The organism is Streptomyces sp. NPDC091376 (genome assembly GCF_044757085.1).
Taxonomy (GTDB): Bacteria; Actinomycetota; Actinomycetes; order Streptomycetales; family Streptomycetaceae; genus Streptomyces; species Streptomyces pratisoli.
This window is the reverse complement of sequence record NZ_JBIVUF010000010.1, coordinates 277,431-293,204: the sequence shown is the minus strand read 5'-3', so window position 1 is coordinate 293,204 and position 15,774 is coordinate 277,431. Positions and strand designations below refer to the sequence as shown.

Genomic DNA, 15,774 nt, shown 5'->3' with positions numbered 1-15,774 from the left:
CGCCCAGCGGTAGCTGGGGGACTGCGCCCGGTACGCCACAGCGGCCGGGTGCGAGCTGATCTTCCCCGCGAGGTCGGGTCCTTTCCAGGACGGACCGGCCCGCACGGAGCGCGAAGAGCGCGTGGACCGCGCTGCGGTCACCTTCCGGGCCCGCGGCCCGCACGGGCCGGTCACGGTCCGGACTTCTCTCACCCAGGCATGACGCCGACCCCGACCGGACATTCCGCGTCGCGGCGTCGTGCCATCTTTTCCCCCTACGTCACGCAACGGCGCGCGACAGGAGCCAGAGGACATGCAGACCAAGCTGGACGAAGCCAAGGCCGAGCTGCTCGAAAGGGCCGCTCGGGTAGCTGAGCACAGCCCGGGCGGGGGGCAACTTCCGACTGGGTCCGACGGCGGGGAGCGTCCTGACCAGGGCCACCTCCTCGCGTTCCTCCAGCGCTACTACCTGCACACCGCCCCCGAGGACCTCGCCGACCGCGACCCGGTCGACGTCTACGGCGCAGCCGTCTCGCACTACCGTCTCGCCGAGAACCGACCGCAGGGCACGGCCAACGTCCGGGTGCACACCCCGACCGTCGAGGAGAACGGCTGGACGTCCAGCCACTCCGTCGTCGAGGTCGTCACCGACGACATGCCCTTCCTCGTCGACTCCGTCACCAACGAGCTGTCCCGCCAGGGCCGCGGCATCCACGTCGTGATCCACCCGCAGATCGTCGTGCGCCGTGATGTCACCGGCAAGCTGATCGAGGTGCTCTGCGGCGAGCCGAACGGCGCCAAGCTGCCGCACGACGCCTTCGTCGAGTCCTGGATCCATGTCGAGATCGACCGCGAGACCGACCGCTCCGATCTGAAGCAGATCACCTCCGACCTGCTGAGCGTGCTGTCCGACGTCCGCGAGGCCGTCGAGGACTGGGAGAAGATGCGCGACGCGGCGCTGCGCATCGCCGAGGAGCTCCCCGGCGAGCCCGTCGCCGACGATCTCAGCGAGGACGAGGTCGGGGAGGCCCGCGAGCTGCTGCGCTGGCTGTCCGACGACCACTTCACCTTCCTCGGCTACCGCGAGTACAACCTGGTCGACAGCGACGCGCTGGCCGCGGTCCCCGGCACGGGTCTCGGCATCCTCCGCTCCGACCCGCACCACACCGGCGACGACGCGCACGGCCACCCCGTGAGCCCCTCGTTCAACCGGCTGCCCGCGGACGCCCGCGCCAAGGCGCGCGAGCACAAGCTGCTGATCCTCACCAAGGCCAACAGTCGCGCCACCGTGCACCGCCCGAGCTACCTCGACTACGTCGGCGTGAAGAAGTTCGACGCCGAGGGCAACGTCGTCGGCGAGCGCCGCTTCCTGGGCCTGTTCTCCTCGGCCGCGTACACCGAGTCCGTGCGCCGTGTCCCGGTGATCCGCCGCAAGGTCGCGGAGGTCCTCGAAGGCGCCGGCTTCTCGCCGCACAGCCACGACGGCCGTGACCTCCTGCAGATCCTGGAGACGTACCCGCGCGACGAACTGTTCCAGACGCCCGTCGACGAGCTGCGGTCGATCGTGACGAGCGTCCTGTACCTGCAGGAGCGTCGCCGGCTGCGGCTGTACCTGCGCCAGGAGGAGTACGGCCGGTACTACTCGGCCCTCGTCTACCTGCCGCGCGACCGCTTCAACACGACCGTCCGTGAGCGGCTGACCGGCATCCTCAAGGAGGAGCTCGGCGGCACCAGCGTCGACTTCACCCTGATGAGCACCGAGTCGGTGCTCACCCGCCTCCACTTCGTCGTCCGGGTCCCGTCCGGCACCGAGCTGACGCACCTCACCGACGCCGACAAGGAGCGCCTGGAGGCCCGGCTGGCCGAGGCCGCCCGGTCCTGGGCCGACGGATTCGCCGAGGCGCTCAACGCCGAGATGGGCGAGGAGCGCGCCGCCGAACTGCTGCGCAAGTACGCCAACGCCTTCCCGGAGGGCTACAAGGCCGACCACTCGCCGCGCGCGGCGGTCGCCGACCTTGTCCACCTGGAGCAGCTCACCCAGTCCGGCAAGGACTTCTCGCTCTCCCTCTACGAGCCGGTGGGCGCCCTTCCCGGTGAACGCCGCTTCAAGATCTACCGCTTCGGAGAGCAGGTCTCCCTGTCCTCCGTGCTGCCCGTCCTCAACCGGCTCGGCGTCGAGGTCATCGACGAGCGGCCGTACGAGCTGCGCTGCACGGACCGTACGCACGCCTGGGTCTACGACTTCGGTCTGCGAGTGCCGGCCATCACGGGCAACGGCGGGGAGTACTTCGGCGACGACGCCCGTGAGCGCTTCCAGGCGGCCTTCTCCGCCGTGTGGACCGGCGCCGCGGAGAACGACACGTTCAACTCGCTGGTGCTCCGGGCCGGGCTCACCTGGCGCGAGGCCATGGTGCTGCGCGCGTACGCGAAGTACCTGCGGCAGGCCGGATCGACGTTCAGCCAGGACTACATGGAGGACACCCTCCTCAACAACGTCCACACCACCCGGCTGCTGATCAACCTCTTCGAGGCCCGGATGGCGCCGGACCGCCAGCGCGCCGGCACCGAGCTGACCGACGCCCTGCTGGAGGAGCTGGACGCCGCCCTGGACCAGGTCGCCTCGCTGGACGAGGACCGGATCCTGCGCTCCTTCCTCACGGTCATCAAGGCCACCCTCCGGACGAACTTCTTCCAGGAGGCGGAGGGCGGACAGTGGCACGGCTATGTGTCGATGAAGTTCGACCCGCAGGCCATCCCGGATCTGCCGGCGCCCCGCCCGGCGTACGAGATCTGGGTGTACTCGCCGCGCGTCGAGGGCGTGCACCTGCGCTACGGCAAGGTCGCGCGCGGTGGTCTGCGCTGGTCCGACCGGCGTGAGGACTTCCGTACGGAGATCCTCGGCCTGGTCAAGGCACAGATGGTGAAGAACACCGTCATCGTGCCGGTCGGCGCCAAGGGCGGATTCGTCGCCAAGCAGCTCCCGGACCCGTCCGTGGACCGTGACGCGTGGCTGGCGGAGGGCATCTCCTGCTACAAGACCTTCATCTCGGCGCTGCTCGACATCACCGACAACCTGGTGGGCGGCGAGGTCGTGCCGCCGCACGACGTGGTGCGCCACGACGAGGACGACACCTACCTCGTCGTCGCCGCCGACAAGGGCACGGCGACGTTCTCCGACATCGCCAACGACGTCGCGATCTCCTACAACTTCTGGCTCGGCGACGCCTTCGCCTCCGGCGGCTCCGCCGGTTACGACCACAAGGGCATGGGCATCACGGCCCGCGGCGCCTGGGAGTCCGTGAAGCGGCACTTCCGCGAGCTCGGCCACGACACCCAGACCGAGGACTTCACCACGGTCGGTGTCGGCGACATGTCGGGTGACGTGTTCGGCAACGGCATGCTGCTCTCCGAGCACATCCGGCTGGTCGCGGCCTTCGACCACCGCCACATCTTCATCGACCCGGAGCCCGACGCGGCCGTCTCGTACGCCGAGCGCCGCCGGCTCTTCGAGCTGCCCCGTTCGTCGTGGGCCGACTACAACACGGAGCTGCTGTCCCCGGGCGGCGGCATCCACCCGAGGACCGCCAAGTCGATCCCCGTCAACGCCCATGTGCGCGAGGCTCTCGGCATCGAGCCGGGGGTCGTGAAGCTGACTCCCGCCGAGCTGATGAAGGCGATCCTGCAGGCTCCGGTGGACCTGCTGTGGAACGGCGGCATCGGTACGTACGTCAAGGCGTCGACCGAGTCGAACGCCGATGTCGGCGACAAGGCGAACGACGCCATCCGCGTCGACGGCAACGAGCTGCGGGTCAAGGTCGTCGGCGAGGGCGGCAACCTGGGCCTGACCCAGCTGGGCCGTATCGAGTTCGCCCGCGACGGCGGCAGGATCAACACCGACGCCATCGACAACAGCGCGGGCGTGGACACCTCCGACCACGAGGTGAACATCAAGATCCTGCTGAACGGCCTCGTCGCCGAGGGCGACATGACCGTCAAGCAGCGCAACAAGCTGCTCGCCGAGATGACCGACGAGGTCGGCCGGCTGGTGCTGCGCAACAACTACGCGCAGAACGTGGCCCTGGCCAACGCCGTCGCCCAGTCGCCGAGCCTCCTCCACGCCCACCAGCGCTTCATGCGCAGGCTGGGCCGGGAGGGCGCGCTGGACCGGGCGCTGGAGTTCCTGCCGAACGACCGGCAGATCCGCGAACTGCTCAACAACCGGCAGGGCCTGTCGCAGCCCGAGCTGGCCGTGCTGCTCGCCTATACCAAGATCACGGTGGCGGACGAGCTGATCGGGACCTCGCTGCCGGACGACCCGTACCTGCGCGGGCTGCTGCACGCGTACTTCCCGAAGCCGTTGCGGGAGAACTTCACCGACGCGGTCGACGGACACGCGCTGCGCCGCGAGATCGTCACGACCGTCCTGGTCAACGACACCGTCAACACGGGTGGTTCGACGTTCCTGCACCGGCTCCGCGAGGAGACCGGGGCGTCGATCGAGGAGATCGTCCGGGCGCAGACCGCGGCCCGCGCGATCTTCGGCCTCGGCGAGGTGTGGGACGCCGTCGAGGCGCTCGACAACGAGGTCACCGCCGACGTCCAGACCCGTATGCGGCTGCACTCGCGCCGGCTCGTCGAGCGCGGCACCCGCTGGCTGCTCGGCAACCGGCCGCAGCCGCTGGAGCTGACGGAGACGATCGGGTTCTTCTCGACCCGGGTCGAGCAGGTGTGGGCCGAGCTGCCGAAGATGCTCCGCGGTGCCGACCTGGAGTGGTACCAGGGCCTGCTGGACAAGTTCATGGCCGCGGGCGTCCCGGAGGACCTGGCCACGCGGGTCGCCGGATTCTCCTCCGCCTTCCCGACGCTGGACATCGTCGCGATCGCGGACCGTACGGACAAGGACGCGCTGTCCGTCGCCGAGATCTACTACGACCTGGCCGACCGGCTGCGGATCACCGAACTGATGGACCGGATCATCGAACTGCCGCGGGCCGACCGCTGGCAGTCCATGGCCCGCGCCTCCATCCGCGAGGACCTGTACGCCGCGCACGCCGCGCTCACCGCGGACGTGCTGTCGGTGGGCAACGGCGCCTCGACGCCGGAGCAGCGCTTCAAGGCGTGGGAGGAGAAGAACGCGGCGATCCTGGGCCGGGCGCGGACGACCCTGGAGGAGATCCAGGGGTCGGACACCTTCGACCTGGCCAACCTTTCGGTCGCGATGCGGACGATGCGCCAGTTGCTGCGTACGCACAGCTGACACGACGGCCGTCACCACGGCTGCCACGACGGCCGTCACCCACGGCTGACGCGACGGTCGTCCCGACGACGGACGCTGCTCCGAGCCGCGCGGGGGGCGCCCACCACCATGGTGGGCCCCCCCGCGTCGTCATGTCGCGGCCGTCCACAGCCTGCGCGCCGACAGCAGCGCCGCGGTGAGCAGCAGAGCGTTCCGTACGAGGACGACCGCGCAGCCGAGCGGGGTGACCGCGATGACGTCGTCGTACAGCAACGGGTAGGCGAGGGAACTCAAGGCCGCCGCGGGCAGCAGCAGGAGTGCGACGGGCCGCTGGCCGGTGTGCGGGGAGGTGAGGCAGACCGCGCCCAGGCCGAGCAGCCAGATCAGGTACTGCGGGCTGATGACGCGGCTGGTGACGGTGAAGAGGAGGACGGCGCAGAGCGCGGCGTCGAACGGCGTGGCCGTGGTCCAGCGTTTCGCCCGCACCCGCCACAGCAGCAGGAAGACCAGGGCGGCCGCGGTGAGCAGGAAGGACACGCCGGCCACGGCCGCCACATGGGGGCCGGTGAACTCGAACGCGCCGTAACGGAATTCGACGCGCCCCTCCCCGCCGGTCAGCCGGATCAGGGCGAGCGCGGTGCCGCCGAGTGACTCGATCTGGATGCCGCGGCCGCCCTGTTGACGCAGGAAGTCCAGCGGGTGGGAGAGGCCGAGTGAGAGGACGGCGAGCAGCGCGAGGACCGCGCCCGCCGCCGACGCCCAGGCCGCCCGGGTGCTCCGGCCCCGGGGCGTGCCCAGCAGTGCGAGGGCCGGCCAGAGCTTGACCGTCGCGCCGAGCCCGGCGAGTACGCCGCCGAGCCGGGGGCGGCGGTTCAGCGAGAGGAGCGCGAGGACGGCGAGGGCGGTGACCTGGACGTCGTAGCGGGCGAACGGGATGTGCAGCAGCAGCGGCAGGCCGCCCGTCCACATCCAGACCCCGCCGCCGCGGACGCCGCCGGCCCGGGCGAGTGCCACGGTGACGGCGGCGTCGGCGAGCAGCGCCAGCGCCACGAAGGCCTGGAAGTAGGTCAGCGCCGGGACGAGAGCGGGAGCGAGGAACAGGGCCCCGGCGCCGGGCGGGTACTGCCAGGTCGGGTCGTCCACCGGGAAGGTGCCGCGGGTGAGTTCCCCGTACCAGTGCGCGTAGAGGAGGTAGACCTCGCGGGAGACGCCTCCGAAACCGATGTCGTCCCGTACGAGCAGGACGAGCATTCCGAGACGGGTCGCGGCCCAGACGGCGCCGAGAGCGAGGAGGGGGAGTACGGCGACGCGGGAGCCTGCCGTGACGAGGGTGGGGGCCTGCGGGGTCGTCATCGACCCGCACCCTAGTCTGTTTTGTGTCCCTTTCCTGCTATTTCTTCCGTTCGCTATTTCTTCTTGGTGAAGGCCTCGTACGCCGCCACGACGTCCTTCGCCGGACCGTCCATCCGCAGCGTCCCGGACTCCAGCCAGAGCGCGCGGTCGCAGGTCGTCGTGATCGCGGAGTTGCTGTGGCTGACCAGGAAGACCGTGCCGGCCTCCTCGCGCAGCTCGGCGATCCGCTCCTGGCTGCGCCGCTGGAACCTGGCGTCGCCCGTCGCCAGCGCCTCGTCGATGAGCAGGACGTCGTGGCTCTTGGCGGCGGCGATGGAGAAGCGGAGCCGGGCCCCCATGCCGGAGGAGTAGGTCCGCATCGGCAGGGAGATGAAGTCGCCCTTCTCGTTGATCCCGGAGAAGTCGACGATCTCCTGGTAGCGCTCGCTGATCTCCTCGCGGGTCATGCCCATCGCGAGCCCGCCGAGGATCACGTTGCGCTCGCCGGTCAGATCGCCCATGAGCGCCGCGTTGACGCCGAGCAGGGAGGGCTGGCCATGGGTGTAGATCCGGCCCTTGGCCGTCGGGAGCAGGCCCGCGACCGCCTTCAGCAGGGTGGACTTGCCCGAGCCGTTGGAGCCGATCAGCCCGATCGCCTCACCCTTGTACGCGGCGAAGCTGACGCCCTTGACCGCGTGGACCTCGCGACCGCCGCCGCTCTTGTCGGACCTTCGCGACAGGATGCGGCTGAGGGCCGCCGTGGCGGCGCCGCGGCCGGTCTTCGCGCCGTTGACCTTGTAGGTGATGTGGACGTCGTCGACCACGACGGTCGGCGTCCGTTCGGTCGCTTCCGCCGTCCCGGTCGCTGTGCCGGTCGCTGTAGCTGTAGCTGTAGCTGCCGCTGTGCCGGTCGCTGTCGCTGTCGTCGGGATCGTTGTCGTTGTCTCAGCCACGGCCGTACTGCTCCTCCGCCTTCCAGAAGTACAGGAATCCGCCCACCCCGAAGAGCACGGCCCAGCCGAGGGCGACCGCCCACACGTGCGGCGGCAGCTGGGCCGAGGTGTAGCTGTCGATGAGCGCGAAGCGCACGAGGTCGATATAGACCGCGACCGGGTTGCACTGCAGCGCCAGGACCACGGCGTGCGGCAGCTCCGCCTTCTTGAGCACCACCGGGATGCTCCACATCACCCCGGACACGTACATCCAGGTGCGCAGCAGGAAGGGCATCAGCTGGGCGATGTCCGGCGTGCTCGCGGCGAGGCGGGCGACGACCATCGAGATGCCCGTGCTGAAGACCGCCTGGAGCGCCAGGGCGGGGAGCGCCAGCAGCCAGGACGCCTTCGGGAACTCCCCGAAGCACATCAGGATCACGACCAGTGCGCCCAGGGAGAACAGCAGCTGCTGGAGCTGTTGCAGGGCGAGGCCGATGGGCAGGGCGGCGCGCGGGAAGTGCAGTGCCCGTACGAGCCCGATGTTGCCCGAGATCGCGCGGGTGCCGGCGGTGATCGAGTTGGCCGTGAACGTCCAGATGAACACGCCCGTCACCAGGAACGGGACGAAGTCCGGGACGTGACGGGCGGTGTCGAGCAGGATCCCGAAGATGAAGTAATAGACCGCCGCGTTCAGCAGCGGAGTCATCAGCTGCCAGACCTGGCCGAGCTTCGCCTGGCTGTACTGCGAGGTCAGCCGGGCGGTGGCGAACGCGGTGATGAAGTGGCGGCGGGACCAGAGCTGTCCGATGTACGCGCCGAGGGGCGGTCGCGCTCCGCTCACGGTCAGGCCGTGACGGGCGGCCAGCGCGCCGAGGTCTTCCACCTGCGGCGGTGAGGGCGGGGTGATCGTCTGGCTGCTCACGCTGGTCACTCGCTCGCTTTCGCCGGGGGGTGGTCGATGGAACGCTGGCGTTGGGACGGACCCGTATCGTCGCTACGGGGAGAGTAGAGCGGATCTACGTCGCAACGCAACCGTCTCGTCGTCACGGGTATGCTCCTCGGCATGCCCACGGACCCCCGAACCCCACGACGCGCCCCCGCGGGAGCCGCAGTGCTCCGGGAGGACGTGACCGAAGCGATCCGCGTCGCCGTCTTCGAGGAACTGGCGGCGGTCGGTTTCGCGCGGATGTCGATCGAGGGCATCGCCCGCCGCGCCGGTGTCGGCAAGACCGCGGTCTACCGGCGCTGGAAGTCCAAGCTCTCGCTCGTCCTCGACCTGGTCTCGGCCTTCGCCGCGAAGGGCCTGCCTGCGCCGGCCACCGGTTCGCTGTACGGGGACGTCCGCGCGCTTCTCGAAGTCGCCTCGCACGCCCTGCGCCACCCCGTCGCCTCCCAGGTCATCCCCGACCTGCTCGTGGAGGCCGCCCGCCATCCGGAGATCGCGGACGCGATCAAGGCCGCCCTGCTCGACAGCCAGCAGGGTGTGGCCGCGCTCGTGGTCCGCGACGCGGTCGCCCGCGGTGAACTCCCGGAGACGGCCGACCCGGACCGCGCCCTGGACCTGATCATCGGCCCGCTGTACTGGCGGCTCGTGGTCGTGCGCAGCGGCCTGCCGAAGGGCTATCTGGACGACCTGGCGGCCTCGGCGGTGGCGGCGCTCACCCACGACTGACGTCGGGCCGCGACTGGCGGCGCTCACCCGCGACTGGCGGCGCGCACCCCGCGACCGAGGCCGTGCCGCGCCTGGCGGCGGCGCGGCGGACAGCGGCCGGCGGGTGCGCGTTCAGCCGGATGGGTGAACGCGCTTCACCGGTGCGTAGCCCGCGCCGGTGGAAGGTCGTTGCCGTCTCGGGCGGGCGCGGAGCGCCCGCGAGTGAGTGGAGGGCACGCCATGAGCTCATCGAGCACGGCAGGCATCCCGGTCGTTCCGTACGACCTCGATGACCCGCACGACCTGAACGACCTGAACGACCCGCAAGACCCGGACGGCTCGGGCGGCGTTCCCGACGTCACCGTCGTCGTCACGGTCCGCGCGGCGGCTTCGCTGCTCATCCGGTGTCTGGACGCGCTCGCGGGCCAGACCATCGGGGAGGACCGCGTCGAGGTGTTCGTCGCCGACGACGGCGGCAGTCGGCTGCCGGAACGGTTCTCCGTCGGCCGCACCGGCACCGTCAACCAGGCCCTGGAACGTGCCCGCGGCCGCTATCTGTTCTTCCTCGACGCAGGTGACTTCCTCGGGCGGGAGGCGCTCGCCCGGCTCGTCGACGCGGCGGACAGTCGCGGTGCCGACGTCGTCTACGCCAAGGCCGCAGGCTCGGACCGCACCGTGTTCGAGCGAACTCGGCACGGGGTGCCGCTCGACACCCCCGGGCTGTCCTCGGAGCTGTCCAGCACCAAGCTGTTCCGGCGTGAGCCGATCGCGCGCCACGGGCTGCGGTTCGCCGAGGACATCCCGGCCGGCCTGGCGGATCAGGCGTTCACCCTCGAAGCGCTCTTCCGGTCGCGGGCCGTCTCCGTGCTGGCCGACTACGACTACCGTTTCGACGGCGAACCGGGCGGCGACGCGCCCCGCACCGGCACCGGCACCGGGCCCGGACCCGGACCCGGACGCGACATCGGACCCCGCTCCGGACGCACCACCGGGCCCCGCTCCGGACCCGACATCGGGCCTCGCACCGTGCCACGCACCGCACCCGGACGCGGCCTCGGGCCCTACACCGGCGACGGCATCGGGATCGAGGACGTGCTGCGCGGGACCGCAGCGGTGATGGCCGTCACCGCCCGCTTCACCCGACCCGGCCCGCTCCGCGACGGATTCCACCACCGCCACTTCGCCCAGGAGGCCGACCTGCTGACCGGCCCCGCCCTCCTCTCGGCGTCCGAGCCGGTGCGGCGCCGCGTCTTCGCGGGACTGCGCAGACTGGTCGCCGACCATCTCAGCGACGCCGTGCTCGCCCTGCTGCGGCCGGGACTCCGGCTACGGCTGTCCTACGTACGCGCGGGTGACCGGGCCGGGCTGGACTCGGTGATCCGCTACGAGGCCGGGCACGGCGTACCGCCGCTGCGCACCGACCTCGTCTCCGCGGACTGGCGGCGCACCGGCCCCGCCCGCCACACCCTCGTCGTCACCGCCCGCACCCCGCTGCCCGGCCTCGCGGCTCTCGACGTGGCCCCGGTCCGGCTCACGGGCTGCCCGGAGACCGGCCGCATCCTGCTGCGGCCGGCCGCGGACGGCGCCGGTACGGAGATCGAGGTACAGATCCCCGCCGACGCCTTTCCGCCCGGCAGGACCCGGGTCGGGCTGCAGACCGCGCTCGTCGGCACCGAGCACCCCGCCACCGTGGCGCCCGGAGCCCCGCCCCGCCGGGCCCACGGGCTGCGCGGCCTGCGGCCGTACCGGCTGAACGTGGCTCCCGACGGCACCCGCGGGCTCGTCGTCGCCGTGGCCCCGGTCGGGCTGCGCCGCACTCCTCGGGCCTAGAGCGGTCGTTCTAGCGGAACGCGCGCACCAGGGCGCGGGTCAGCAGCGGCGGCAGCAGGTCACGGACGAGCTTGCGGGTGCGCGGGGCGCGCCGCCCTCGTACCGCACCGGCGGAGGCGGGAGCGGAGGCCGAAGCCTGCGCGGGGGCGGCAGACGCGGGGACGGCCTCGGGAACGGTCGCCTTCGCCTCGTGGCGGGAGCGCGGGTGCGCCGGCGCCTTCGCCTTCCTGCCGTCGATCCGGATCATGGGCGCCCCGGCCACCTCCTCCACCCCGTGCCACATGTCCGTACGCGTCTCAAGCCAGCCGAGGAGCGCCTCGCGCGCCTTCTCCGCGTCGCCCCAGGTCGCGTACATCTTGGTGCCGGTGATACAGATCGGCCGCAGTCGCACGGTCGCGACCGCGCCCCACACGGCCGCCGCGACGCCCGGGCAGTGCTCGGCCCGGAAGTCGTCGAAGACCACGATGCCCTCGGGCGTGAGGAGCTGCTCCGCGGCCTCGATGTCGCCGTGGACGTGCTCGTACAGATGCGAGGCGTCGATGTGGACGAAGCGGCAGCTGCCCGTGCGCACCCGCGAGGAGATCACCGACGTCGGCGCCTGGACGAGGGTCGGCAGCTCCTCGTGGAAGGAGAGGTAGTTGGCCTCGAACGCGCGGCGGGTCAGCGTCGAGTACGAGCGGTCCATCTCGGCGCTGTTGGAGTCGTCCGGTGCGGGCGAGTCCCACAGGTCGCAGACGGTGAACTCCTCGCCCTCCCGCCGGTACGAGCCCACGAAGATCGCGCTCTTGCCCATGTACGCACCGAGTTCGAGCAGATCACCCGCGTGGCCCTGGTCGCGCTGATGGGTCAGGAACCAGTCGAAGAGCAGCTGGTCGACCGGCCGGAACCAGCCCTTCACATCGTCGAACCGGGTGGGCCTGGGCAGCTCCTCCGCGGTGGGCGCCGCGGCCTCGGCGGGGGACTGCACCTGTGCACTCGTCTGCGACATCGGAGTCTTCTCTCTGGGGTCGGCGAAGGCCATGTCCCGGTCGTAGTGGCCGAAGGTGTCGGGGGGTTTGCGGTCGGGTGTGGAGCGGATGTTGCCCCGGAGTCGGCCGTGAAAGAGCCCGCACACACGACCGCGAAGGCGATCATGTGTACGGGCATCGGGTCGTGCGGACGGGCCTCGCGCTGCCGGAATGAGGCGTTCCGTGCTACTTCACGGCGCCCGCCATCACCCCGGACACGAACTGTCGCTGGAACGCGAAGAACACGGCGAGCGGGATCACCATCGACACGAACGCGCCGGGCGCCAGGACGTCGATGTTGTTCCCGAACTGCCGTACCTGCTGCTGGAGCGCGACCGTGATCGGCGGCGACTCCGAGTCCGCGAAGATCAGCGCGACCAGCATGTCGTTCCAGACCCAGAGGAACTGGAAGATGCCGAGCGAGGCGATCGCCGGCCCGCCGAGCGGCAGCACGACCCGCGTGAACAGCCGGATCTCGCCCGCGCCGTCCAGCCGTGCCGCCTCCAGCAGCTCCCTGGGGATCTCCGCGAAGAAGTTCCGGAGGAGGAAGATCGCGAAGGGCAGGCCGAAGGCGACATGGAAGACCACCACACCGGCCGTCGTCTCGAACAGCCCGATGCTCCCGAACAGCTTCGACACCGGGACGAGCGCGACCTGTACGGGTACGACGAGCAGCCCGACCACGACCAGGAACCACCAGTCGCGGCCGGGGAACTCCATCCAGGCGAAGGCGTATCCGGCGAGCGAACCGATCACGACGACCAGGACCGTGGCCGGCACGGTGATCGCGACCGTGGACAGCAGTGAGCCGGTGATCGTGTCGTTCTCCAGCAGCCGGGAGTAGTTCGCGGTGGTGAGCTGCGCGGGTGCGGTGAACACCCTCCACCAGCCGCTCGCGTTGATGTCGGTGGGCGAGCGCAGCGAGGACAGCAGCAGCCCGATCGTCGGCATCAGCCAGAACAGCCCGACCAGTACGAGGAGGACCCGCATCGCCCCGCCTCCGGTGCGGGCGGCGATCCGGGCCGCGAGCGACGGCTTCGCCTTCACCACGCCGTCGGACGTCGTCATCGGCGGGTCTCCCTTCGCATCCGGCGGATGTTGAAGGCCATCACCGGGATCACCAGGAGCAGGAGAAGGACGGCGATGGCACTGCCCACACCCAGGTCCGCGTCGGTGCCGAACGACGAGCGGTACAGCTGGAGCGCGAGGACGTTCGCGTCGTCCTGCGCCGATCCGGGCGCGATGATGAACACCAGGTCGAAGATCTTCAGTACGTTGATCATCAGCGTGACGAGGACGACCGCGAGGACCGGCGCGAGCAGCGGAACGGTCACCTTCCGGAAGACCTGCCACTCGTTGGCACCGTCCACCCGTGCCGCTTCGAGGAGTTCACGCGGCACGGCCGCCAGGCCCGCGGCGATCAGCACCATCGCGAAGCCCGCCCACATCCACACGTAACTGCCGATGATGGCCGGGGTCACAAGCGAGGGACCCAGCCAGTCGACACCGTTGTACGGCTCCCGGAAGTTGCTCTCGGGGAGCCGCAGCACGGCGCCGTCAGCCTCCTTCGGGAGGGAGAAGGTCCCGTCGGCGGCCGCGGTGGCCGTGGCGACCACCTTGCCGTCCTTGACCGCCTCGACCTTGAGGCCCTTGAGCCCCAGCTCCTTGGCGTCGACGGCGTTCACCGTCCCGCCACCGCCCCGGGTGAAGTCGAGCCAGGCGGTGCCGGTGATCCGGCCGTCGTCCGGTTGTGCGGCCTTCGCCGGGCGGGCGTCGGACGGCATCGTGTCGGCCGGTACGCCGACGAGCGGCAGCTCGACCGGGCTGCCCGCCGTGACCGGCTGCTCGGTGACGAACGCCCCGCCGCCGGCCGGTTTCAGCGGATGCGCGGGCAGGGGCCGCGCCTTGGGGAAACCCGCCGACTCGGAGAACGTGTCGTGCACCCCCACCCAGACCGCGTTGGCGACACCACGCTCCGGGTCCTGCTCGTAGACCAGCCGGAAGATGATGCCCGCGGCGAGCATCGAGATCGCCATCGGCATGAAGACGATCAGCTTGAACGCCGTGCCCCAGCGCACCCGTTCCGTCAGCACCGCGAACATCAGCCCGAGCGCCGTCGCGACGGCCGGTGCCACGACCACCCAGATCGCGTTGTTCTTGACCGCGGTGAAGATGGTGTCGTCGGTGAAGATCTCCACGTAGTTGTCGAATCCGGCGAAGCCGCTGCCGGACCGGTCGAAGAAGGACCGGTACAGCGAGTACCCGATCGGGTAGACCACGAGCGCGCCGAGCAGCACCAGTGCGGGCAGCAGGAAACCGGCCGCCACCAGGCCCTTCGTGCCGGTCACGCTCTTGCGTACGCCCCCGGTGGCGGGCGGTGTGGCCCCCGCCGCTCCGGTGGACGCCTCGGGAGACGTCATCGCCACGTCAGTTCTTGTACGCCTTGGCCGCGTCGGCCTCCAGCCGCGCTTGCGTACCGGCGACGTCCTTCGGGTTCTTCAGGAAGTCCTGGAGCGCCTTCCACTCGCCCTTGCCGGGGGTGCCGCCGAACGACTGCGGCATCTGGTCCGACATGTCGAAGCGGAAGTCGTCGCCCGCGGCGATGAGCGCCTTGGCGATGTCGCGCTGGACGTCGTTCGGATACGCGGCGACATCCAGGGACTTGTTCGGGGAGATGAAGCCGCCGGACTCGGCCCAGATCCTCGCCGCGTCCGGCGAGGCGAGGAAGGTCAGCAGCGCCTGTGCGCCCTTGGAGTCCTTCAGGGCCACCGCCGCGTCGCCACCGGTCACCACCGGTGGTTCGGCGCCGACCGCCGGGAACGGGAACACCTTCGCGTCTGTGCCGATCTTCGCCTCGGTCTGGGCGATGTTGACGGAGACGAAGTCGCCCTCGAACACCATCGCGCCCTTGGGCTGGTCGCCGCCGGTGAAGGTCTGGGTGACGGACTTGGGGAACTCCGTCTGCAGGGCCCCGTCGGCGCCGCCCGCGATCAGACCGGGCTTGCCGAACAGCTCGGCGAGGGTGGTCAGGGCCTTCGTGACGGACGGGTCCGTCCACTTGATCTCGTGCTTGGCGAGCTGGTCGTACTTCTCCGGCCCGGCCTGCGAGAGATACACGTTCTCGAACCAGTCGGTGAGCGTCCAGCCGTCCGCGCCGCCGACCGAGACCGGAGTGACGCCGGACGCGGAGATGGTCTCCGCCGTCGTCAGGAAGTCCTTCCAGGTCTTGGGCTCGGCGGCACCGGCGTTCTCGAAGACCGCCGTGTTGTACCAGACGAGGGACTTGTTGGCGGCCTTGAAGTACACGCCGTACGGAGTGCCGTCGACGGAGCCGAGATCCTGCCAGCCCTTGCCGTAGTTCTTGGCGAGCTCGGCCTTGGCCTCCGGGCCCAGGGGCTTGGCCCACTTCTGCGCCACGGCCTGCTCGACGGCGCCGACCTGGGGCAGCATCGCGACATCGGGCGGGCTGCCGCCGGCGATCTTCGTTCCGAGGAAGTTCACGATCGGGTCCTGCGCGGGAACGAACGTGACCGTCGCTCCGGTGCGCTTCTCGAACTCCTTGAGAACCTTGGTGAAGTTCTCCTGCTCGGGGCCCGTCCAGACCGCGGCGACCTCGATCTTCTGGCCGTCCAGCCTCGGCAGCCGGACCGTCTGTGCGGAATCCGTGCCCTTCGTCGCGTCCGCCGCGCCTCCGTCGCCGCCCTTGCCGCCGTCGCCGCAGCCCGCGAGGGCGAGCGCGCCCAGCGCGGCGAGCGCCACGACGGTGGTGCCGCGAGCCGTACGAGCTTTGCGTGTTGTGCGCATCAC

General features: G+C 70.7%; 10 protein-coding genes. 3 read left to right on the top strand and 7 right to left on the bottom strand.

Annotation, left to right across the window (positions count from 1 at the left end; translation table 11 throughout):
* Window positions 1–292: 292 nt before the first annotated feature.
* Window positions 293–5,236, top strand: coding sequence for an NAD-glutamate dehydrogenase (locus ACIQMR_RS23050; RefSeq protein WP_401390245.1), 4,944 nt, complete (start codon window positions 293–295; stop codon window positions 5,234–5,236).
* A 129-nt stretch (window positions 5,237–5,365) separates the two neighbouring features.
* Here ACIQMR_RS23050 and ACIQMR_RS23045 read toward each other — a convergent pair whose 3' ends face one another.
* The 3 genes from ACIQMR_RS23045 to ACIQMR_RS23035 all read right to left on the bottom strand — a co-directional run bounded on the left by ACIQMR_RS23045 (window position 5,366) and on the right by ACIQMR_RS23035 (window position 8,401).
* Window positions 5,366–6,568, bottom strand: coding sequence for a glycosyltransferase 87 family protein (locus tag ACIQMR_RS23045; protein ID WP_401390242.1), 1,203 nt, complete (start codon window positions 6,566–6,568; stop codon window positions 5,366–5,368).
* Between the two features lie 53 nt (window positions 6,569–6,621).
* Complete coding sequence (locus ACIQMR_RS23040) at window positions 6,622–7,371, bottom strand: ABC transporter ATP-binding protein (RefSeq protein WP_401390239.1); 750 nt, start codon at window positions 7,369–7,371, stop codon at window positions 6,622–6,624.
* Between the two features lie 121 nt (window positions 7,372–7,492).
* Window positions 7,493–8,401: an ABC transporter permease gene (locus ACIQMR_RS23035; protein WP_401390236.1), complete on the bottom strand. Its 909-nt coding sequence runs from the start codon at window positions 8,399–8,401 to the stop codon at window positions 7,493–7,495.
* Between the two features lie 141 nt (window positions 8,402–8,542).
* Between ACIQMR_RS23035 and ACIQMR_RS23030 the strand changes: the two genes are divergently transcribed.
* Together ACIQMR_RS23030 and ACIQMR_RS23025 are read left to right on the top strand one after the other, a co-directional pair.
* On the top strand, window positions 8,543–9,151 hold the full coding sequence (locus tag ACIQMR_RS23030; protein ID WP_401390233.1) for a TetR/AcrR family transcriptional regulator: 609 nt from the start codon (window positions 8,543–8,545) through the stop codon (window positions 9,149–9,151).
* A gap of 219 nt (window positions 9,152–9,370) precedes the next feature.
* A complete protein-coding gene (locus ACIQMR_RS23025) occupies window positions 9,371–10,960 on the top strand; it encodes a glycosyltransferase family 2 protein (RefSeq protein WP_401390230.1) in 1,590 nt (529 codons plus the stop codon).
* Window positions 10,961–10,970: 10 nt separating this feature from the next.
* On the opposite strand, the gene ACIQMR_RS23020 is transcribed toward ACIQMR_RS23025, so the two are convergent.
* The 4 genes from ACIQMR_RS23020 to ACIQMR_RS23005 form a co-directional block, all read right to left on the bottom strand.
* Window positions 10,971–11,948 (bottom strand): class I SAM-dependent methyltransferase, encoded by a 978-nt coding sequence (locus ACIQMR_RS23020; protein WP_401390227.1) that lies wholly within the window; start codon window positions 11,946–11,948, stop codon window positions 10,971–10,973.
* Window positions 11,949–12,153: 205 nt separating this feature from the next.
* Complete coding sequence (locus ACIQMR_RS23015) at window positions 12,154–13,035, bottom strand: carbohydrate ABC transporter permease (protein ID WP_401390224.1); 882 nt, start codon at window positions 13,033–13,035, stop codon at window positions 12,154–12,156.
* Window positions 13,032–14,387, bottom strand: a complete 1,356-nt coding sequence (locus ACIQMR_RS23010; RefSeq protein WP_401390331.1) for a carbohydrate ABC transporter permease — start codon at window positions 14,385–14,387, stop codon at window positions 13,032–13,034. Before ACIQMR_RS23010 ends, ACIQMR_RS23015 begins: the two co-directional genes overlap by 4 nt.
* A gap of 7 nt (window positions 14,388–14,394) precedes the next feature.
* Window positions 14,395–15,771 (bottom strand): ABC transporter substrate-binding protein, encoded by a 1,377-nt coding sequence (locus ACIQMR_RS23005; RefSeq protein WP_401390221.1) that lies wholly within the window; start codon window positions 15,769–15,771, stop codon window positions 14,395–14,397.
* Window positions 15,772–15,774 lie beyond the last annotated feature (3 nt).

What these genes read in the sequence shown, in the direction of transcription:
- ACIQMR_RS23015 (WP_401390224.1), bottom strand. Translation starts at nt 13,035, where the DNA reads ATGACGACGTCCGACGGCGTGGTGAAGGCGAAGCCGTCGCTCGCGGCC.
- ACIQMR_RS23005 (WP_401390221.1), bottom strand. Translation starts at nt 15,771, where the DNA reads ATGCGCACAACACGCAAAGCTCGTACGGCTCGCGGCACCACCGTCGTG.
- ACIQMR_RS23025 (WP_401390230.1), top strand. Translation starts at nt 9,371, where the DNA reads ATGAGCTCATCGAGCACGGCAGGCATCCCGGTCGTTCCGTACGACCTC.
- ACIQMR_RS23030 (WP_401390233.1), top strand. Translation starts at nt 8,543, where the DNA reads ATGCCCACGGACCCCCGAACCCCACGACGCGCCCCCGCGGGAGCCGCA.
- ACIQMR_RS23050 (WP_401390245.1), top strand. Translation starts at nt 293, where the DNA reads ATGCAGACCAAGCTGGACGAAGCCAAGGCCGAGCTGCTCGAAAGGGCC.
- ACIQMR_RS23010 (WP_401390331.1), bottom strand. Translation starts at nt 14,387, where the DNA reads ATGACGTCTCCCGAGGCGTCCACCGGAGCGGCGGGGGCCACACCGCCC.
- ACIQMR_RS23020 (WP_401390227.1), bottom strand. Translation starts at nt 11,948, where the DNA reads ATGTCGCAGACGAGTGCACAGGTGCAGTCCCCCGCCGAGGCCGCGGCG.
- ACIQMR_RS23045 (WP_401390242.1), bottom strand. Translation starts at nt 6,568, where the DNA reads ATGACGACCCCGCAGGCCCCCACCCTCGTCACGGCAGGCTCCCGCGTC.